Annotated in this window: 19 protein-coding genes; 12 read left to right on the top strand and 7 right to left on the bottom strand. The window is 70.2% G+C overall.

Translation table 11 applies throughout. The features are described 5' to 3' along the window. Positions 1 to 68: 68 nt before the first annotated feature. On the bottom strand, positions 69 to 305 hold the full coding sequence (locus H976_RS30135) for a hypothetical protein (protein ID WP_155918261.1): 237 nt from the start codon (positions 303 to 305) through the stop codon (positions 69 to 71). Between the two features lie 74 nt (positions 306 to 379). Between H976_RS30135 and H976_RS27170 the strand changes: the two genes are divergently transcribed. The 3 genes from H976_RS27170 to H976_RS30455 all read left to right on the top strand — a co-directional run bounded on the left by H976_RS27170 (position 380) and on the right by H976_RS30455 (position 1,414). Continuing rightward, on the top strand, positions 380 to 646 hold the full coding sequence (locus H976_RS27170) for a hypothetical protein (protein ID WP_155918494.1): 267 nt from the start codon (positions 380 to 382) through the stop codon (positions 644 to 646). 137 nt (positions 647 to 783) lie between these two features. After that, positions 784 to 1,014: a hypothetical protein gene (locus H976_RS30130; RefSeq protein ID WP_155918491.1), complete on the top strand. Its 231-nt coding sequence runs from the start codon at positions 784 to 786 to the stop codon at positions 1,012 to 1,014. A 103-nt stretch (positions 1,015 to 1,117) separates the two neighbouring features. Further along, positions 1,118 to 1,414, top strand: a complete 297-nt coding sequence (locus H976_RS30455) for a hypothetical protein (RefSeq protein ID WP_196804139.1) — start codon at positions 1,118 to 1,120, stop codon at positions 1,412 to 1,414. Between the two features lie 354 nt (positions 1,415 to 1,768). Here H976_RS30455 and H976_RS0118185 read toward each other — a convergent pair whose 3' ends face one another. Beyond that, on the bottom strand, positions 1,769 to 1,975 hold the full coding sequence (locus tag H976_RS0118185) for a hypothetical protein (protein ID WP_036227209.1): 207 nt from the start codon (positions 1,973 to 1,975) through the stop codon (positions 1,769 to 1,771). Between the two features lie 155 nt (positions 1,976 to 2,130). Here H976_RS0118185 and H976_RS0118180 point away from each other — a divergent pair, with 155 nt between their 5' ends. Genes H976_RS0118180 through H976_RS0118170 form a run of 3 tightly spaced genes read left to right on the top strand, consistent with a single transcriptional unit; the run spans position 2,131 to position 5,344 of the window. Next, positions 2,131 to 3,882, top strand: coding sequence for a DEDD exonuclease domain-containing protein (locus tag H976_RS0118180; protein WP_027862703.1), 1,752 nt, complete (start codon positions 2,131 to 2,133; stop codon positions 3,880 to 3,882). Between the two features lie 32 nt (positions 3,883 to 3,914). Continuing rightward, positions 3,915 to 4,193 carry an Lrp/AsnC family transcriptional regulator gene (locus H976_RS0118175; protein WP_027862702.1) on the top strand — a complete coding sequence of 93 codons (279 nt, stop codon included), beginning with the start codon at positions 3,915 to 3,917 and terminating at the stop codon, positions 4,191 to 4,193. A gap of 14 nt (positions 4,194 to 4,207) precedes the next feature. After that, positions 4,208 to 5,344 (top strand): DegT/DnrJ/EryC1/StrS aminotransferase family protein, encoded by a 1,137-nt coding sequence (locus H976_RS0118170; RefSeq protein WP_027862701.1) that lies wholly within the window; start codon positions 4,208 to 4,210, stop codon positions 5,342 to 5,344. Here the strand turns inward: H976_RS0118170 and H976_RS0118165 are convergent. From H976_RS0118165 to H976_RS30450, 4 genes are all read right to left on the bottom strand, one after another. Then, positions 5,331 to 6,029, bottom strand: coding sequence for a methionyl-tRNA formyltransferase (locus H976_RS0118165; RefSeq protein ID WP_231388980.1), 699 nt, complete (start codon positions 6,027 to 6,029; stop codon positions 5,331 to 5,333). The genes H976_RS0118170 and H976_RS0118165 overlap by 14 nt on opposite strands. A gap of 121 nt (positions 6,030 to 6,150) precedes the next feature. Beyond that, positions 6,151 to 7,104, bottom strand: a complete 954-nt coding sequence (locus tag H976_RS0118160) for an NAD-dependent epimerase/dehydratase family protein (RefSeq protein WP_027862699.1) — start codon at positions 7,102 to 7,104, stop codon at positions 6,151 to 6,153. Between the two features lie 3 nt (positions 7,105 to 7,107). After that, a complete protein-coding gene (locus H976_RS0118155; RefSeq protein ID WP_027862698.1) occupies positions 7,108 to 8,097 on the bottom strand; it encodes a glycosyltransferase family 2 protein in 990 nt (329 codons plus the stop codon). After that, positions 8,094 to 9,914, bottom strand: coding sequence for a hypothetical protein (locus H976_RS30450; protein ID WP_027862697.1), 1,821 nt, complete (start codon positions 9,912 to 9,914; stop codon positions 8,094 to 8,096). The genes H976_RS0118155 and H976_RS30450 overlap by 4 nt, the downstream gene beginning before the upstream one ends. A 135-nt stretch (positions 9,915 to 10,049) precedes the next feature. Between H976_RS30450 and H976_RS0118145 the strand changes: the two genes are divergently transcribed. From H976_RS0118145 to H976_RS0118120, 6 genes are read left to right on the top strand one after another with little or no spacing between them, the layout of a single operon-like run. Next, on the top strand, positions 10,050 to 10,982 hold the full coding sequence (locus H976_RS0118145; RefSeq protein WP_027862696.1) for a glycosyltransferase family 2 protein: 933 nt from the start codon (positions 10,050 to 10,052) through the stop codon (positions 10,980 to 10,982). Next, positions 10,979 to 12,487, top strand: a complete 1,509-nt coding sequence (locus tag H976_RS0118140; RefSeq protein WP_027862695.1) for a DUF2142 domain-containing protein — start codon at positions 10,979 to 10,981, stop codon at positions 12,485 to 12,487. Before H976_RS0118145 ends, H976_RS0118140 begins: the two co-directional genes overlap by 4 nt. After that, positions 12,474 to 13,073 (top strand): acyltransferase, encoded by a 600-nt coding sequence (locus tag H976_RS0118135; protein ID WP_027862694.1) that lies wholly within the window; start codon positions 12,474 to 12,476, stop codon positions 13,071 to 13,073. The genes H976_RS0118140 and H976_RS0118135 overlap by 14 nt, the downstream gene beginning before the upstream one ends. Beyond that, a complete protein-coding gene (locus H976_RS0118130) occupies positions 13,066 to 14,154 on the top strand; it encodes a DegT/DnrJ/EryC1/StrS aminotransferase family protein (RefSeq protein ID WP_027862693.1) in 1,089 nt (362 codons plus the stop codon). The genes H976_RS0118135 and H976_RS0118130 overlap by 8 nt, the downstream gene beginning before the upstream one ends. Then, positions 14,147 to 15,136: a Gfo/Idh/MocA family protein gene (locus H976_RS0118125; protein WP_027862692.1), complete on the top strand. Its 990-nt coding sequence runs from the start codon at positions 14,147 to 14,149 to the stop codon at positions 15,134 to 15,136. The genes H976_RS0118130 and H976_RS0118125 overlap by 8 nt, the downstream gene beginning before the upstream one ends. Positions 15,137 to 15,162: 26 nt before the next feature. After that, the gene (locus tag H976_RS0118120; protein WP_027862691.1) at positions 15,163 to 15,783 is read left to right on the top strand and encodes a hypothetical protein; all 621 of its coding nucleotides are present in this window, start codon (positions 15,163 to 15,165) and stop codon (positions 15,781 to 15,783) included. A 22-nt stretch (positions 15,784 to 15,805) separates the two neighbouring features. Here the strand turns inward: H976_RS0118120 and trpD are convergent, their stop codons facing one another. Beyond that, complete coding sequence (gene trpD, locus H976_RS0118115) at positions 15,806 to 16,828, bottom strand: anthranilate phosphoribosyltransferase (protein WP_027862690.1); 1,023 nt, start codon at positions 16,826 to 16,828, stop codon at positions 15,806 to 15,808. Positions 16,829 to 16,831 lie beyond the last annotated feature (3 nt).

Genomic DNA, 16,831 nt, shown 5'->3' with positions numbered 1-16,831 from the left:
CCCGCTGATCCGATGTCAGAGCCGGTCCGAGCCAGACCTTGATCGCGATGTCCTCGCCATAAGACGGTTCACCAGTTGAGGGTATGCGTATCAGGCTCGCCGTCGTCGTCATAGGCATTGCGGGTGTCAGCGAAGGCCAGCTCTGCGACCGGAACTCTTCGAGCCACCACAGCATGGAGACCCGCCTCAGCAGGTCCAAGTGCGATCAGCAGGTCACCGTCGCGGAACCCATGCACGTGCGCGTCGTCGATGAACTGCCTCCTGCCGTCGGAAAACCGCAAGAGCACCCCGGTGTGTTTCGCCACGCCTGAACGATACGAGTCCGCCGGAGGCAGCGTCTGTGCGGCATGTCCGGATGGCTGTGGTCTACCGTCACGGCATGTCCGAACCGCGCTTGGTGACTCCTGGCTGGCGTTCGGTGGGCATGTGCTGGGACGGCGACGCGTTCGACCTAGCCGGCATCAACCCGTGGGAGCACCAGTGGGCTTCCCAATCGGAGCGGATCGTGGTCGCCCATCCCTCGCACCCCTCGCAACGTCACGATGTGGACGTCTGGGTAATCCACGCGACAGATCGAGTTCTTCGGTTCGCTGCGGGCGAGATGTCGAACCTGGCGTGGGCCTTCTTCTTGCCCGTCAACGACTAGCGACCGAGCTCCTAGGCAATCGCTCACAGGCATCCCGCGCACCATCAGCGGCAGATCCGGACGTTTCTGCCAGCTCCGAGTGGTAGTCGTCGTCGGGGTTCGCGCCGGGATCCGGCGGCTAGCATTACGATCTGTCGATGCCCCGTCCTTCACGCTTAGCTGTTGCCGAAGCGCGTCGATTCCTAGAGACGGAAGAGTTCCCCTTCCTCATCCAACTTGTGTGTGCTGGGGAGGCCGGCTCGGTGGAGATTTCAGTGTCGCCCGGCGATGGCGAACGGGCGAGGCGCTACTTTGCGGCTAAACCCGTTGATGTTGAGGGTGTCCACGTCACGATCCTCGTCGAGGAAGCAGACATCATCCCGATGTGACACAGCATCACACCCCTCTGCACAGACGTCTAACAGTCCGCATCGCAACGTCCCCGCGCACTCATCGCGGCATGTGCGGTCGCCTGCTCTGTAGCCTCACCTCGTGCAACATGACTCGGACTGGGCTCGGCGTGCGCAGCGAGAACTGCGCGTCCTGTTGAACAAGTGGGACCCGATAGGCGTGTTCGACCCCGACGACGAGGACCCCGACTCGGGGCCAGTAGATGAGTACGACTGCATCCGTGACCCGCTTATCTCGCAGCTTCTCCGAGGCGACAGCCGGGACGAGGTTGCCGCGTTTCTCCGTGACGAACTAGCGAGCCACTTCGGTTTGGAACCGCGCCTTGTGACGACCAACATCGTCGACCGGATCTTTGAATGGTGGCAGTCAGTCAAGTAGCGCCAGCCGCACGCACATCGGCATGTCCGGACGTCGAACGGGCGCGCACTCTGGGCCGGACCAGCTGGCAGGTGACTCAGGCGCCTTGACGGAACGTTCCAACAACCGCGTCTTTGCTGGAACGTTCCGTCAACGCAGACGGAGTGTTCGCCCCGGATCGCGGCAGAGCGGCCGGTTCGCACGTTGCATCAGACGCTCGGCCATCCCTGCAGGTCAGAGACAGAGACGGGTTCCACCGGAGGGTGGGAGACGTGCTGGTCGCGGCCCACCGCCAGCTGTCGTAGTCGCCACAACGCACATCGGCACGTGGGTGCGGTTCTGAGCGCACAGGGACACCTCGTTCAGGCAAGACTCTCAGGCCGACTCCACCTCGGGCCCCGACACCGGGGTCACCATGCGGAGAGGCGGCACCAACCCCGAGTCGGCGAGCACCTCGAGGGCCTGCTGCTCCTCGTGGTCGAAGCCGAGCTCGGGCGGGGGGCCGAGCAGGACGGTCACCACACAGTCGTGACACGCGAGCCCGCGAACCAGGCAGCTGTCGCAGTCGATGCGCACGCTCATCGTCGATCTCCTCAATACCAGGGAAAGCCCGTACAAGACTTGGTGATGCGCACTCCACCAGCCCCCACTGACAGTTTCCGCAGGACGACACGACACACCGGCGCGCCGTACGCACCTGCACGGTTTTGTCGGTCCGGCTCCCTAGCGTCAATGGCATGAGCAGGTGGTCCGCGCAGATGAGCTTCGACGAGCTCGGCCGGCCCCTGCGCGACATCACCTTCTGCGTGGTCGACCTCGAGACGACCGGGGGCTCGGCCCAGGCTGGCTCGATGATCACCGAGATCGGTGCGGTCAAGGTGCGTGGTGGCGAGGTGCTCGGCGAGTTCCAGACGCTGGTCAACCCGCACACCTCGATCCCGCCGTTCATCGCGGTGCTCACCGGCATCACCAACTCGATGGTCGCCTCCTCTCCACCGATCGAGTCGGCGCTGCCGGCGTTCCTCGAGTTCGCGCAGGGCACCGTCCTGGTCGCCCACAACGCACCGTTCGACGTGGGCTTCCTCAAGCACTTCGCCGAGCTCCAGCAGCGACCGTGGCCCGCCTTCGAGGTCCTCGACACGGCGCGGCTCGCCCGGCGCGTGGTCACGCGCGACGACGCCCCCAACTGCAAGCTCAGCTCACTGGCTGTCGCGTTCGGGTCGTCGACCACGCCCAACCACCGGGCGCTCTCCGATGCCCGGGCCACGGTCGACGTGCTGCACGGGCTGATGGAACGTCTCGGCGGCCTGGGCGTGCACACGCTCGAGGAGCTGCAGACGTTCAGCTCGCGCGTGAGTCCCGCCGTACGCCGCAAGCGGCACCTGGCCGAGCACCTGCCGCACTCCCCCGGTGTCTACCTGTTCCGCGACGAGCAGGAGCGCGTGCTCTACGTCGGCACCAGTCGTGACCTGCGCGCCCGGGTGCGCTCCTACTTCACCGCCTCCGAGACCCGCTCGCGGATGGGCGAGATGGTCAACCTGGCGGCCTCGGTCACCGGCATCGAGTGCGCCACGCCGCTGGAGGCCCGGGTGCGTGAGCTGAGGCTGATCGCCGCGCACAAGCCGCGCTACAACCGGCGCAGCCGGCACCCGGAGAAGATGCACTGGCTGAAGCTGACCGTGGAGCCCTGGCCGCGCATGTCCCTGGTGCGCGTGGTGGCCGAGGACGGCGCCGACTATCTCGGCCCGTTCGCGTCGCGCCGCACGGCCGAGAAGTGCCTGGCCGCCCTGCACGAGGCGTTCCCGATCCGGCAGTGCAGCGACCGCCTCCCGATCACGCCCCACAAGTCACCGTGCGTGCTCGCCGAGATGCACCGCTGCCTCTCCCCCTGCGACGGCAGCGTCTCGGTCGACGACTACGCCGCGCTCGTGGCCGAGGTGCGTGACAGCCTGCTGCACCAGGCCGATCACGTGGTCGAGGCCCTCACTGCACGGATGGACCGGCTCGCCGGCGAGGAGCGGTTCGAGGAGGCCGGTGTGCATCGCGACCGGCTGTCGGCGTTCATCCGCGCGGCCTCGCGGACCCAACGGCTGGGCTCGCTGTCGTCCTGCCCCGAGCTGGTCGCAGCCCGCCGCGAGGACGACCGGCGCTGGGCGGTCCACGTCGTCCGCCACGGCCGGCTGGCCGCCTCCGGGGTGATCCCTCCCGACTCGCATGCCGGTGTCTGGGTCACCCAGCTCCGCGAGTCCGCCGAGTCGGTGGCCGGCGGCCCCGGGCCCACGCCGGCTGCCAGCGCCGAGGAGTCCGAGCAGATCCTGCGCTGGCTCGAGCAGCCCGGCGTCCGCCTGGTGCACGTCGAGGGCGAGTGGGTGTGTCCCGTCCGGGGTGCCAGCCGGCACCTGGCTGTCCACGACGCGGTGGAGCAGTCCCGCACGCAGCTGGTGCCCTTCGACGAGCGCCGGGCGCTGGCCACCGTCCACCAGCCCTGACCCGACGACGTCGTGGGCGATACCTTGACCCCATGATCACCGCCATCGTGTTCGTGAAGGCCGACGTCGCCCGCATCCCCGAGGTGGCTGAGGCCATCGCCGCCCTCGAGGGCGTCAGCGAGGTCTACAGCGTGACCGGCCAGATCGACCTGATCACGCTGGTCCGGGTCAGCAACCACGAGGACGTCGCCCGGGTGGTGGCCGACTCGATCAACAAGGTGCCGGGCGTGATGGAGACCGAGACCCACATCGCCTTCCGCACCTACTCCCAGCACGACCTGGAGTCGGCCTTCTCCCTCGGCCTCGACTGAGCTCCGTCGCCTCGATGGATCCGTCGCTGCCGGCCGTCCCGCTCACCCGTCCGACCACGGACCATCGCGAGCTCGAGGCGGTCGAGCAGGTCCTCGCGTCGGGGTGGCTGGCCGGACAGGGACCGCGCGGCACCGAGCTCGAGGATGCGTTCGCCCGGCTGACCGGCCGCACCCACGCTGTCGCAGTCAACAACTGCACGGCTGGGTTGCACCTCTCCCTGGCGGCGCTCGGTGTCGGGCCGGGCGACGAGGTGCTGGTCGCCGACTACACCTTCCCGGCCACGGCCCATGCGGTCCTCTACTGCGGAGCGACACCACGCTTCGCCGACGTACGACTCGACACCGGCACGGTGGACGTGGACCGCCTCGCCGAGCGCATCACCCCGCGCACCCGCGGCATCATCGGCGTCGACGCGCTCGGCGTCCCCGCCGACTGGGACGCGCTCGAGCTGCTCGCCCGCGGGCACGGCCTGTTCCTCCTGGAGGACGCCGCCTGCTCGGTCGGCGGCACCTTCGAGGGAAGACCGTGTGGCGCGTTCGGCGACGTCGCGGTGTTCTCGCTGCACGCGCGGAAGGGCATCACTTCGGGCGAGGGAGGCGTGGTGGTGACCGACGACGCCGGGATCGCCGACCGGGTGCGGAGCATGTCGTGCTTCGGGCAGCGCAGCGCCTATGCCCGGCAGGGTGAGGCCAAGCTCGCCATCCCGGAGTTCGGGGACGTGGGCTACAACTACAAGCTCTCCGACGTGCTGGCCGCCATCGCGCTCGTCCAGCTCGACAAGCTCGACGGGTTCCTGGCGCGCCGACGAGTCCTCGCCGACCGCTACGCCGACCTGCTGGCCGACGTACCCGGGGTCGAGGCACCGCACTCCCCCGGTGACCGCGAGCCCACCTGGCAGACCTACGCCGTCACCGTCACCGAGGACGTCGACCGGGACGCCACTGTCCTCGCCCTGCGCGCCCGCGGGATCGGTTCGCAGATCGGCACCTACGCGCTGCACCGCGAGCCTGTGTACGCCGCACCCGCCGACTGCCCGACCTCGGACCTGTTGTTCCGGCGCCACCTCGCCCTGCCGATGTACGCCGACCTCACCGACGCCGACCAGGACCGGGTCGTCGCTGCCGTCCGCGAGGCCGTCACGTCGAGGTGACGTCGTCGACCACGTCGGCTTCCCAGATACGGACGATCTTGCCGCCGATCCGGGTGAAGGCACCCGGGTAGGGGTGAGTCTGGGCGCGGATGAAGTCACGGATGCGGTCCGCGGGCCACGACCAGTCGATCTCCCCGTCAGCGGGCGTGCGCGGCCCGAAGGTCGTGCTCGCGCTGTGATCCTGCGGCCTGGCGACCGCCGTGCCAGCAGCCAAGGGGTCGTAGTTGTCGAGCACCAGTGAGACAGCCGCCGACGTGGCCTTCTCCACAACCTCGGCGATCGTGTCGTGCCGCTCGATGTCGAACGGACGCTGGTCGATCACGTCACCGGTGTCGACACCGTCGTCGAACCAGAACAGCGACACGCCCGTACGCCGCTCCCCGTTGATCATCGCCCACACCAGTGGTGCGTTGCCCCTGTACTTCGGCAGCAACGAGCCGTGCAAGCCAGCCACCCCCTGCGACGGAATCTCCAGCACGCTGCGGGGCACGATGTGGTACCACCCCGCGACGAGCACCACCTCCGGGGCGAGGTCACGCAGCATCGACTCATGAGGTCGCAGGTTGCCGTCGGTCACGGAGACCGGCACGTCGTGCTCTGCCGCCAGTGCCACGAAGTCGGCGTGCAGCACGTTCTGGACGTGGCGTCCACCAGTCGGCCCGCCGACCTCGAAGTCCCGCGGCATCGTCACGATGTGATCGAGTTCCTTGCCAGCCTCGAGCAGGGCTCGGCAACACGCATGGCCCAGGGAACTCGCCCCGACAAAGACCGTCCTCACGATCTGTTCCCCGCCCCGCGACGCCCCGTCAGGCAGCGGTCGAGGTCTGCTTGAGCCACTCCACCACCGAGGCGAGACCCTGCTCGAGCTCGATGGTCGGGTGCCAGCCGAGCACCTCGGCGATGCGGTCGATCGAGGCCTCTCGGCGGGCGACCAGCACCTCGCGAGGACGGAACTGGGGCCGGACGTCGGCCCCCACGCTCCGGATCAGCAGTTCTGCAAGGTCCGCGATGGTGGTCTGGCGTCCCGTACCGACGTTGAGCAGCTCTCCGGTCGCCTCGGAGTCCACCGCCATGCCCACGGCACGCGCCACGTCGGTGACGTGCACGAAGTCCATCGACTGCTCGCCTCGGCCGTCGATCACCGGAGACTCTCCGGCTGCGAGCCGGTTCAGGAAGGTGACCACCACGGAGGTGTAGTAGGCATCGGTCGGCTGGCCCGGACCGTAGACGTTGAAGAAGCGCAGGCCCAGCCAGGAGAGGCTGGCGCGACGGGCGTAGAAGTCGAGCATCTGTTCGCCGGCCAGCTTGGCCACGCAGTACGGCGTGATCGGCGCAAGCTTGTCGTCCTCGCGCATCGGCAGCTGGGTCGGGTTGCCGTAGACCGAGGCGGACGACGCGTAGACGATGCGGCGAACGGATGCCCGCGAGGCTGCGTCGAGCACGTTCTGGGTGCCCATCAGGTTGACGTCCAGGCTCTCGGTCGGATCCGCGATGCTCTTGTTCATGCACACCGCGGCCAGGTGCACGACGGCCTCGACTCCCTGGGTCGCGCTCTCGACCATGTGCGCGTAGCGGATGTCGCCCTCGACCACCTCGACGCCGTCGAGGGCCGCGAGCTCCGTGGCGGTGGTGGGGTCGCACCGGTAGCGGTTGTCGAGCACCCGCACCTGCCAGCCGCGCTCACGCAGGTCACGCACCACGTAGGAGCCGATGTAGCCGAGACCGCCGGTGACGAGCACCGTGCTTCGACGTGTCCTCATGGATTACCCCTGATCCCCCGTGCCGGCCACCCGCCGGCTGTGTGTCACCCCACGCACGACGTAGAGCGGTCGGCGGCGCGTCTCCTCGACTGCGCGCCATACGTACTCTCCCATGACGCCGATCACCGTGAGCTGGATTCCGCCGAGAACGAGGACCACCACCAGGATGGTCGGCCAGCCCGACGGAGTGTCCACACCGAGCAGCGACCGGACCACCAGCGCGACCGCGTAGACCAGCCCGAGGACAGCCACCCCGAGGCCGGTGAAGGTGCACGCACGCAGCGGCATCGAGGAGAACTGCACGAGCGAGTCGACGGCCAGCTTCACCATCTTGCGACGGGTCCAGCGCGACTCACCGTGCTGTCGCGGCAGCTGGTCGTAGAGCACGCGGGTCTGATGGAAGCCGAGCCACGCTACCAGCGCCATCACGTTGCGGTTGCTCTCCTCGAGCCGGTTGAGCTCGTCGAGCACCGCGCGGTCGATCAGCATCCCCGACGGCCCCTCGGGTGGGTAGTCGGCGAGATCGGCGTACCGCGTGAACAGGTAGGAGAACACCTTCGAGGGCAGCTCCGAGCGCCAGGACCGGACCCTCGTGCGTCGTACGCCCCAGACGACGTCGGCTCCCTGCTCCCAGTTCTGGAGGAAGTCCGCGATCAGCTCAGGTGGCTCCTGGATGTCGGCGCCGAGCACGATGGCGCAGTCACCGGCGGTACGACGTAGCCCGGCCGTGATCGCCTGGTGCGAGCCGAAGCTGCGGGAGAGCTGGACGACCGTGACAAGGACCCCTGCGGGCGCCTCGGCGAGGGCACGCTCGGCAGTGCCGTCAGACGAGCCGTCGTCCACCAGCACCAGCTCGAAGTCGTACGCCGGGAAGGCGGAGCCGAAGTCGACCATCCGGTCCAGGACCGCCGGCACGTTCTCGACCTCGTTCAGTGCCGGGATGACGATCGAGACGAGACGTCGTGACCCGGGCGACACGGCTGGTTCCGTCAACGTCGCGTCCTCTCCTCGGTGCCCAGCGGCACGTAGACCCGCAGGCGTGGGTCTCCCTGGTCGACCGTCACCAGTGTGTAGTCGGCGGACAGCGAGAGTCCGCAGGCACGCAGGGCGTCCTGGTCGATGGAGCTCGGAGCACGGTCGTAGACGACGACCGGGAGCGTGTCACCCCAGGGCCGCGCGCGCGTGCAGACGCTGCGGATGCCCGCGGCGCTGCGACTGTGGTCGATGCGCGAGTACCACGCCTCCCCGACGGAGCGGCCGTCCACCAGCAGTACCACGCCGGCCATCTCGTCGAAGCCCATCACCGGGTCGCCCGCACGACGGTGCCCCACTGCCTCGCGGATGGCGCGGAGCCGATCGGCCGTCGCTGCGTCGACGTGCATGTCCGCGAGCGGACCGCCGCCACCGATGCGCACAGAGGCGTCGGACCATGCCGCGGTCCGGTAGGGGTGTTGCAGCAACCCGTCGGCCCCCGTGGTTGCCGCCACGAGGACGGCGCACGCCGTGGCCGAGATCGCGAGAGTGGCCGCTGCGCGCGTGTGCGTCAGCGCCGTGCACGCTGCCACCATCAGCGCGGTCCAGCACGGGAACTGGTTCACCGCGAGGTAGGCGAGCGGGTTCCCGGTGCCGGCAGCCTGGACGGCCGGCAGGAGGAGCAGCATCACGACCACCGCGACGTCGGGTCCGCGTCCCTCACTCGCCCGGGCCCTACGACGCCCGAGGACCCAGCGGGCCACGACCACGACCAGCGCCATCCCGATCAGCGGCACGACATAGCTGCGGATCACCCCGCTGCCCCCTCCCGGGACTCCCCCGTGCCTGGGGTTCGCCGTGACCAGCCCCACCACCGGGCCGAGCGCCACCAAGGGCAGCCCCAGCGCCGCGAACCTGGTGCGCCGGAGCAGGAGGCCGAGCCCGGCCACGAGCAGGGAGATGATCGCGACGACGACCGCCTCCCACCCCATCGAGAGCGTGGTGCGGACGTACATGCCGAGCAGCGTCATCGGCGAGTTGGTGTCCCTCGCGACCAGCCGGTTCACCTCGGTCATCTGCGAGGCGAGCGGGCCCAACGGCTGCACGAACAGGTGAACGAGCAGCACGCAGACCGCGACGCTCGCGACGGCAGCGACGACGTACCTCAGCCAGCCACGCGCTCCCAGCGCACGCAACGCCAGCACGCCCACGACCAGCAGGAAGAGCAGGATCAGGCCGGCCGAGGCCCACTTCGCCAGGACGAGCGCGACCACGGGCGGACCGGCGCAGGCAGCCGCCAGCACGGGCAGTCGCTCGCCGCGCGAGACGACGGTCAGGGACCACAGCAGCAGGGAGACCAGCAGCAGGGAGGTGAGCGCGACGACGTCGTTGTAGCCGGGACTCAGCGGAAGCCAGCCATAGGTGACGCCGGCCGAGGCGAGGATCGTTAGCGTGCCCGCCAGCTCCCAGCCGCGGCTGGACGGTGCCTGCGGCCGGCGGGTCCGCAGCCACGCCATGAACGCCCAGCCGAAGGCCAGGTGCACCAGCACGATGCTGACGAGTCGTACGACGCGAAGGCCGGGGATGCTCCACCCGAGCAGCTGGAAGACGGGCCCGTAGAGGTACTGGACCCCCGTGAACACCCGCGGCGTGGAGTCCCACCACCGGTAGGACAGGACGTAGAAGCCCTCGTCGCTGAGGTCGAACCCGCGGTCGGCCATCATCAGGGCCGCGATCACCCAGACGGCCGTCGCGAGCAGCGCCGCCGCCGCGACCCACGGCCAGACCCCCCGGCTCCCGGTACCCCAGCGAGGAACCTCCGGGGATCCCGACGTCATGGCGCGAGGCTAGCCGCCGGACACTCCCGTCGCAGGCGTACGCACCGGACGGTGCCATCGGGAGCTGCCGACCTCGCAATTCGGACCCAAAGTCGCAAATCGTTCCCTATCCTCGAAGCGACAGGAGGAGGCCGCGTGTACAGGGACCTGCGCGTCGCCGTCGTGGTGCCTGCCCACAACGAGGAGCTCCTCGTGGGCACGGTCATCCGCACGGCGCCTGAGCTCGTCGACCACGTGATCGTGGTGGACGACGCCAGCACCGACGCCACCTCCGAGGCGGCCAAGGCGGTCGACGACCCGCGGCTCGAGGTGCACCGGCTCCCGGAGAACCAGGGCGTGGGCGGTGCCATCGTGGCCGGCCACAAACGTGCCCTCGAGCTCGGTTGTGACGTGTCGGTGGTGATGGCCGGCGACGCCCAGATGGATCCGGCGTACCTCCCGGCGCTGCTCGACCCGATCGCCGAGGGCGAGGCCCAGTTCACCAAGGCCAACCGGTTCTACGGCGAGGGCTCGTTCGAGGGCATGCCGCGCCACCGGGTGGTCGGCAACATCGGGATGTCCTTCCTGACCAAGGCCGCGTCCGGCTACTGGGGACTCTTCGACCCCCAGAACGGCTACACCGCGATCCATCGCAGCGCACTGGAGCGGTTGCAGCTGGACCGGCTGGCCAAGCGCTACGAGTTCGAGAACGACCTGCTGATCAAGCTCAACGTGCTGCGCGTGCCCGCGCGCGACGTGCCGATCCCCGCTGTCTACGGCACCGAGGTGTCCGGCCTCAAGGTCGGCCGGGTGGCCCCTCGGCTGCTGTCGATGCTGTGGCGAGGCTTCTGGCACCGCATGTGGTGGAAGTACGTCCTCCAGTCGTTCTCCGCCGTGGCCCTGATGTTCTTCACCGGACTGTTCCTGGTCGCGATCGGACTCGGGTTCAGCGTCTTCACCGTCGTGAACACCCTCGGACCGCCCGTCGCCAGCCCCGGCACCGTCCTCCTCGCCGTCGCCCCGCTCCTCAGCGGGCTGCACTTCCTGGTCTCCGCCATGCAGCTCGACATCCAGGAGGGAAGTCGATGAGCCAGCAGCTCGAGGTGGGCCACGATGCTGCACCTTCGCCCGCGGCCGACCCCCCGTCCGTGTCGCCCAGCCGGAGACTGCTCCTCGGGCTGTGCGGTCTGTTCGCGGTCTGGGTGCTGGTGGTCCCGCCGTTCGGCGGGATCGACGAGCACGACCACGCCTACCGCGCGGCGGCAGCTGCGCGCGGGCAGTGGGCCATCGACCCGGTGAACGCGACGCGTGGCACCGGTGCCTGGCTCGAGGTGCCCTCAGACATCGTCGACGCGGCCCGGGCCGAGTGCAAGAACCTCTCCTACACCAAGGACCGCGACTGTGTCGGCACGCCCGCGGGCGAGGGCACCACCCGCGTCGCCAGCGGTGCCGGCCGCTACCACCCCCTGTTCTACGCCGTGATCGGCACCGTCGCGAAGCCGTTCCACGGCGCCACCGCCCTCTACCTGATGCGGATCGCCACCGCACTCCTGGCCGCAGCCTTCGTCTGGGTCGCAGCTCGCGCCGCCTCGACCTGGGCACGGACCCGGTGGCCGTACGTCGGCATCGTGGTCGCCTGCACGCCGGTGGCCGTGTACAGCTGCGCCGTCGCCTCGCCCAACGGGGCCGAGATGATGTCGGCATTGGCCCTGTGGCTGTCGCTGGTCGGACTGCTCGTCGCGCCGGCCGAGCACATCCGCCGGCTGGCGGCCTACGCTGCCGTCTCGGGCGCCGTGCTGGCGACCCTGCGCCCGCTCGGACCCCTGTGGTGCCTGATGATCCTCGCGGTCGTTCTCGTCGCGGTCCGCGCCGAGCCGGACCGGATCAGGTCGCTCCTCCGCCGACCCGCCGTGCTCCTCGGTGCGCTGCTCGTGCTCGCCAGTGCACTCCAGGCCACGGCCTGGATCGTCGCCATGGACGCCACCAGGATCGGGGTGGAAGGGGACGGCCACTCGTCCCTCGCCCACCGGATCTCGGTGTCCGCGACCCAGCTCCCGGCCTGGACGTTCCAGGCCATCGCAGCGTTCCCGTTGCGTGACCAGCCGACCCTTCCCGTCGTCTACGCCTGCTACCTGTGCCTCTTCGGGTTGGTGATGGCCCTCGGCCTGCGCTTCGCGAGTGCGCGGTCCCGGCTCGGCATCCTGCTCGTGGCGGGCTTCGCACTGGCGTTCCCCTACCTGACGACCGTGAAGTCGCTCGACCAGTTCGGCGCCGCCTGGCAGGGGCGCTACGGTCTCCCGGTGGCCATGGGCATGGTCCTGCTCGCGGCGTACGCACTCGACCGCCGCGGCCACCACCTGCGCGGGCCGATGTGCCTGCTGCTGGCGCTGCTCTTCGTGGTCGCCCAGGCCGTGGCACCGGCGTACGGCCTGTTCTACGAGGTCAGGCACAGTCCCCAGGTCGACTCCAGCGCCTGGCTGCAGCCCTCGATGGTCCTCACCGTCGTCGTCGCGGCCGCGAGCGCCGCGCTGATGTGCTGGGGCGCCTTCGGGCCGGTCCTGAGCGTGAAGGAACGCGCGCGTGCCGAAGCTTGACCCGACCTCCGAGGTCGCCGCCGACGCGGAGATCGGGGAGGGCACCGTGGTCTGGGGCCTGGCCCAGGTCAGGGAAGGCGCCGTCCTGGGCGTCGAGTGCGTGATCGGCCGCGGGGCGTACGTCGGTGCCGGCGTCCGCCTCGGCGACCGCGTGAAGGTGCAGAACCTCGCCCAGGTCTACGAGCCCGCCGCAGTCGAGGACGGCGTGTTCATCGGACCGGCCGCCGTGCTGACCAACGACGAGTACCCCCGGGCGATCCGCCCCGACGGGTCCCGCGTGGATGCCTCCCACTGGGAGCCGGTCGGGGTGACCCTGCGGCAGGGTTGCTCGGTCGGGGCTCGCGCCGTGTGCGTCGCCCCGGTCGAGGTCGGCCGCTGGGCGATGGTCGCCGCAGGGGCGGTCGTGGTGCACGACGTGCCCGACTTCGCTCTCGTGGCCGGTACGCCGGCCCGCCGCATCGGCTGGGTCGGTCCCGCCGGTCGCCGCCTGCTCGACGAGGGGGACGGCCAGTGGCGCTGCCCCGTCACGGGCGCGTTGTTCACCGAGTCCGAGGGGCACCTGCGCGAGTCTGGTGACCATGACTGAGCACGCGACTCCGCGCGTCAGCGCCGTGCGGGTCCACGTCGGCGACGAGGAGACCGCGGCGGTGACCGCGGTGCTGCGCAGCGGGCGGCTCGTCCAGGGCCAGGAGGTTGCGGCGTTCGAGGACGAGTTCGCGGCCATCGTCGGCGGACGGACCTGTGTAGCGGTCAACTCCGGCACCAGCGCCCTCCACCTCGGCCTGCTGGCCGCCGGGATCGGACCCGGCGACGAGGTCATCGTCCCGTCCTTCACCTTCGCCGCGACCGCGAACGCCGTCGCGATGGCCGGGGCGATCCCGGTGTTCGCGGACATCGAGGCGGACACCTTCTGCCTCGACCCCGACGCAGTCGCTGCCGCCGTCACCTCGCGCACGGCCGCCGTGCTGCCCGTGCACCTCTACGGCCACCCTGTCCGGTGGGACGGGCTGGCCGGGATCGCCGAGCGGCACGGCTTGCTCCTCCTCGAGGACGCCGCGCAGGCACACGGGGCGTCGTACGACGGGATCCCGGTGGGCGCGCTGGGCGACCTCGCCGCCTTCAGCTTCTACGCGACCAAGAACATGACCACCGGCGAGGGCGGCATGGTCGTCTGTCGCGACGACGCCACCGCCCGGACGGTCCGGCTGCTGCGCAACCAGGGCATGGAGCAGCGCTACAAGAACGAGATCGCCGGCCTGAACAACCGGATGACCGACCTGGCAGCCGCGATGGGCCGCGTCCAGCTGCGCCGGCTGGCCAGCTGGAACGAGGAGCGCAGAGCCATCGCCGCGTCGTACGACGAGCAGCTGACCGGCGTCGTCACCCCGGTCGTCGCGCCGAAGGCCGAGCCGGTCTGGCACCAGTACACCGTCCGCTCCACCGATCGCGACGCGCTCGCCACCCGGCTCGACGCCCGTGGCATCGACAGCGCGGTCTACTACCCGGTGCCGACACACCGGCTCCCGGCGTACGACCTGGACGTGGAGCTCCCCGAGACCGAACGGGCGGCCCGCGAGGTGCTCTCGCTGCCGATCCGGCCCGGGCTCACCGACGACGAGGTCGCCCGCGTCGTCGCGGCCGTCAACGAAGGGAGCGACCGTGGCTGACCTGCGCGCCGGACTCGTCGGCTTCGGCCAGATGGGCCGCCACCACGCCCGGGTCCTGAGCTCCCTGGCCGGGGTCGAGCTGGTCGGCATCGCCGATCCGGCGCCCCGCACCGACCGCTCCAACCAGCACTTCACCTTCTTCCCGTCGGTCGAGAAGCTGGTGGCCGCCGGTCTCGACCTGGCTGTCGTCTGCGTGCCGACCACCACTCACGAGGAGGTCGCGGTGCATCTGGCCGAGGCCGGCGTGCACGTGCTCATCGAGAAGCCGATCGCCCCCGACGCCGCGGCCGCACGCCGGATCGCGGAGGCCTTCAGCTCCCGTGGGCTGGTCTCGTGCGTGGGTCACATCGAGCGCTACAACCCCGCGCTGCAGGAGATGCGCCGGCGGCTGGCCAACGGCGAGCTCGGCGCGCTCTACCAGATCGCCACCCGCCGCCAGGGTCCCTTCCCGGAGCGGATCAATGACGTCGGCGTCGTGCTCGACCTGGCCACCCACGACGTCGACCTGACCGCCTGGGTCGCCAAGCGGCAGTACACCACGCTCTCCGCCCGCACCGCCCACCGCTCGGGACTGCAGCACGAGGACCTCGTCGCGGCGGTCGGCACCTTGTCCGACGGCACCGTGGTCAACCACCTCGTGAACTGGCTCTCGCCCCTCAAGGAGCGCGTCACCGTCGTCACCGGTGAGCGCGGCACCCTGGTGGCCGACACCATCAACGCCGACCTGACCTTCTTCTCCAACGGCCTGGCGCCGGTCTCCTGGGACACGATGGCGTCGTTCCGCGGGGTCGTCCAGGGCGACGTCATCCGCTACGCGATCGCCAAGCGCGAGCCCCTGCTGGTCGAGCTCGAGGCCTTCCGGGACGCTGTGCTCGGCGAGGACCGCCGCATCGTCACGATCGAGGACGCGACCCACACCGTGGAAGTCGCCGAAGCCATGCTCCGCGCCGCCGACACGGGCGAGACCCAGGTCCCGGGCTGACCCCTTCGCGCGACTAGCCTGCGGGGATGTCCTGGCTCGATGCAGTCGGTTGGTGCGGTTCTGCACTGCTGGTGATCTCCCTGATGCAGGCGCGGGTGCTGCGCTTCCGCGTCCTCAACACGATCGCCTGCGTCGTACTGACCGGGTTCAACGCCGCCCTCGAGATCTGGCCGATGGTGGCGATGAACATCGTGCTGACGCTGATCAACCTCTGGCACATCCGCAAGCTGGTGGTGACCCGCCACGACGATGCCGTCTTCGACGTCCTGGAGGTCGGGCCGGACGACGAGTACCTGCGTCACGTGCTCCGCGTCCACGAGGCCGACATCCTCAAGTACCAGCCCGACCTCGTCTGGGACGGCGCCGCCCCGGACCGGCTGGCGTTCCTGGTGCAGCGCGGCGACGAGACCGTCGGCGTCGTGCTCGTCCGCGACGACGGTGACGGCGTGGCCAGGGTCCAGCTCGACTACGTCACTCCCCGCTACCGCGACTTCTCCCCCGGCGAGTTCGTCTGGCGACGCAGCACGGTCCTGCGCGAGCACGGCTTCCACCGCGTCGTCACGCCCGCGCACATGGTCGGCGCGTACTACGGACGCCTCGGCTTCGACCACGACCCCGACACCGACGCCTGGTCCCTCGACCTCTGAGCGCCCGCCTACGTCACCCGGCTCAGCGCGAGGCGGCGACCCAGCGCTCCAGGATGGCGTGGGCCGCTCCCGAGTCGACGGCCTCGGTGGCGCGGGCGATCCCGGCGGCCAGCTGGTCCTCGAGCGAACCGGCACTGGCGGCGTGCACGGCCAGGGCGGCGCCGGCGTTGAGGAGTACGGCGTCGCGCACCGGGCCGTGGTCGCCGGAGAGGAGGCGGCGCACCACCTCGGCGTTGTACGCCGCGTCGCGACCGCGCAAGCCCTCCGCAGTCCCCTGCGGGATGCCGAGAGCGCTCGGGTCGAGAGTGTGCTCGGAGACCTCACCCCCGCTGACCGTCCACACGCTCGACGTGGTGGTCGTGGTCAGCTCGTCGAGGCCGTCGTCGCCGCGGAACACCCAGGCGTCCACGCCGCGCCGGGCGAAGACACCGGCCATCACCGGCGCCATCCGCCTGTCGGCGCACCCGATCGCCTGCGCGGCCGGCTTGGCCGGGTTGGCGATGGGTCCGAGGAAGTTGAAGCTGGTCCCCACCCCGAGGTCACGGCGCGCGCTGGCAGCGTGGCGCAGGGCCGGATGGAAGGCGGCGGCGAAGCAGAAGGTGATGCCGGCCTCCTCGGCCACCCGGCGTACGTCGGGGGCCGGCAGGTCGAGCCGGATCCCGAGCTGCTCGAGCACGTCCGCGCTGCCCGCCTTCGACGAGGCCGAGCGGTTGCCGTGCTTGACCACGGTGACACCGGCACCGGCCGCCACGATCGCGGCCATGGTGGAGATGTTCACCGAGAACGACCGGTCTCCTCCGGTGCCGACCACGTCGAGGACCCGTCCCTCGACCACGAGCGGGGTGGCCGCGGCGTACATCGCCTCGACCAGCCCCTCCATCTCGTCGATGGTCTCGCCCTTGGCCCGCAATGCCACCGCGAAGCCGGCGATCTGGGCTGGGCTCGCCTCACCGGCGAGGATCTGCCCCATCGCCCAGGCGGTCTGCTCCGAGCTGAGGTCGGCGCGGCTGATCAGGGACCCGAGCACCTCGGGCCAGGTCGCCACGGG

The organism is Marmoricola sp. URHB0036 (genome assembly GCF_000426045.1).
Taxonomy (GTDB): domain Bacteria; phylum Actinomycetota; class Actinomycetes; order Propionibacteriales; family Nocardioidaceae; genus Marmoricola.
This window is presented reverse-complemented; position numbering and strand designations above follow the sequence as displayed.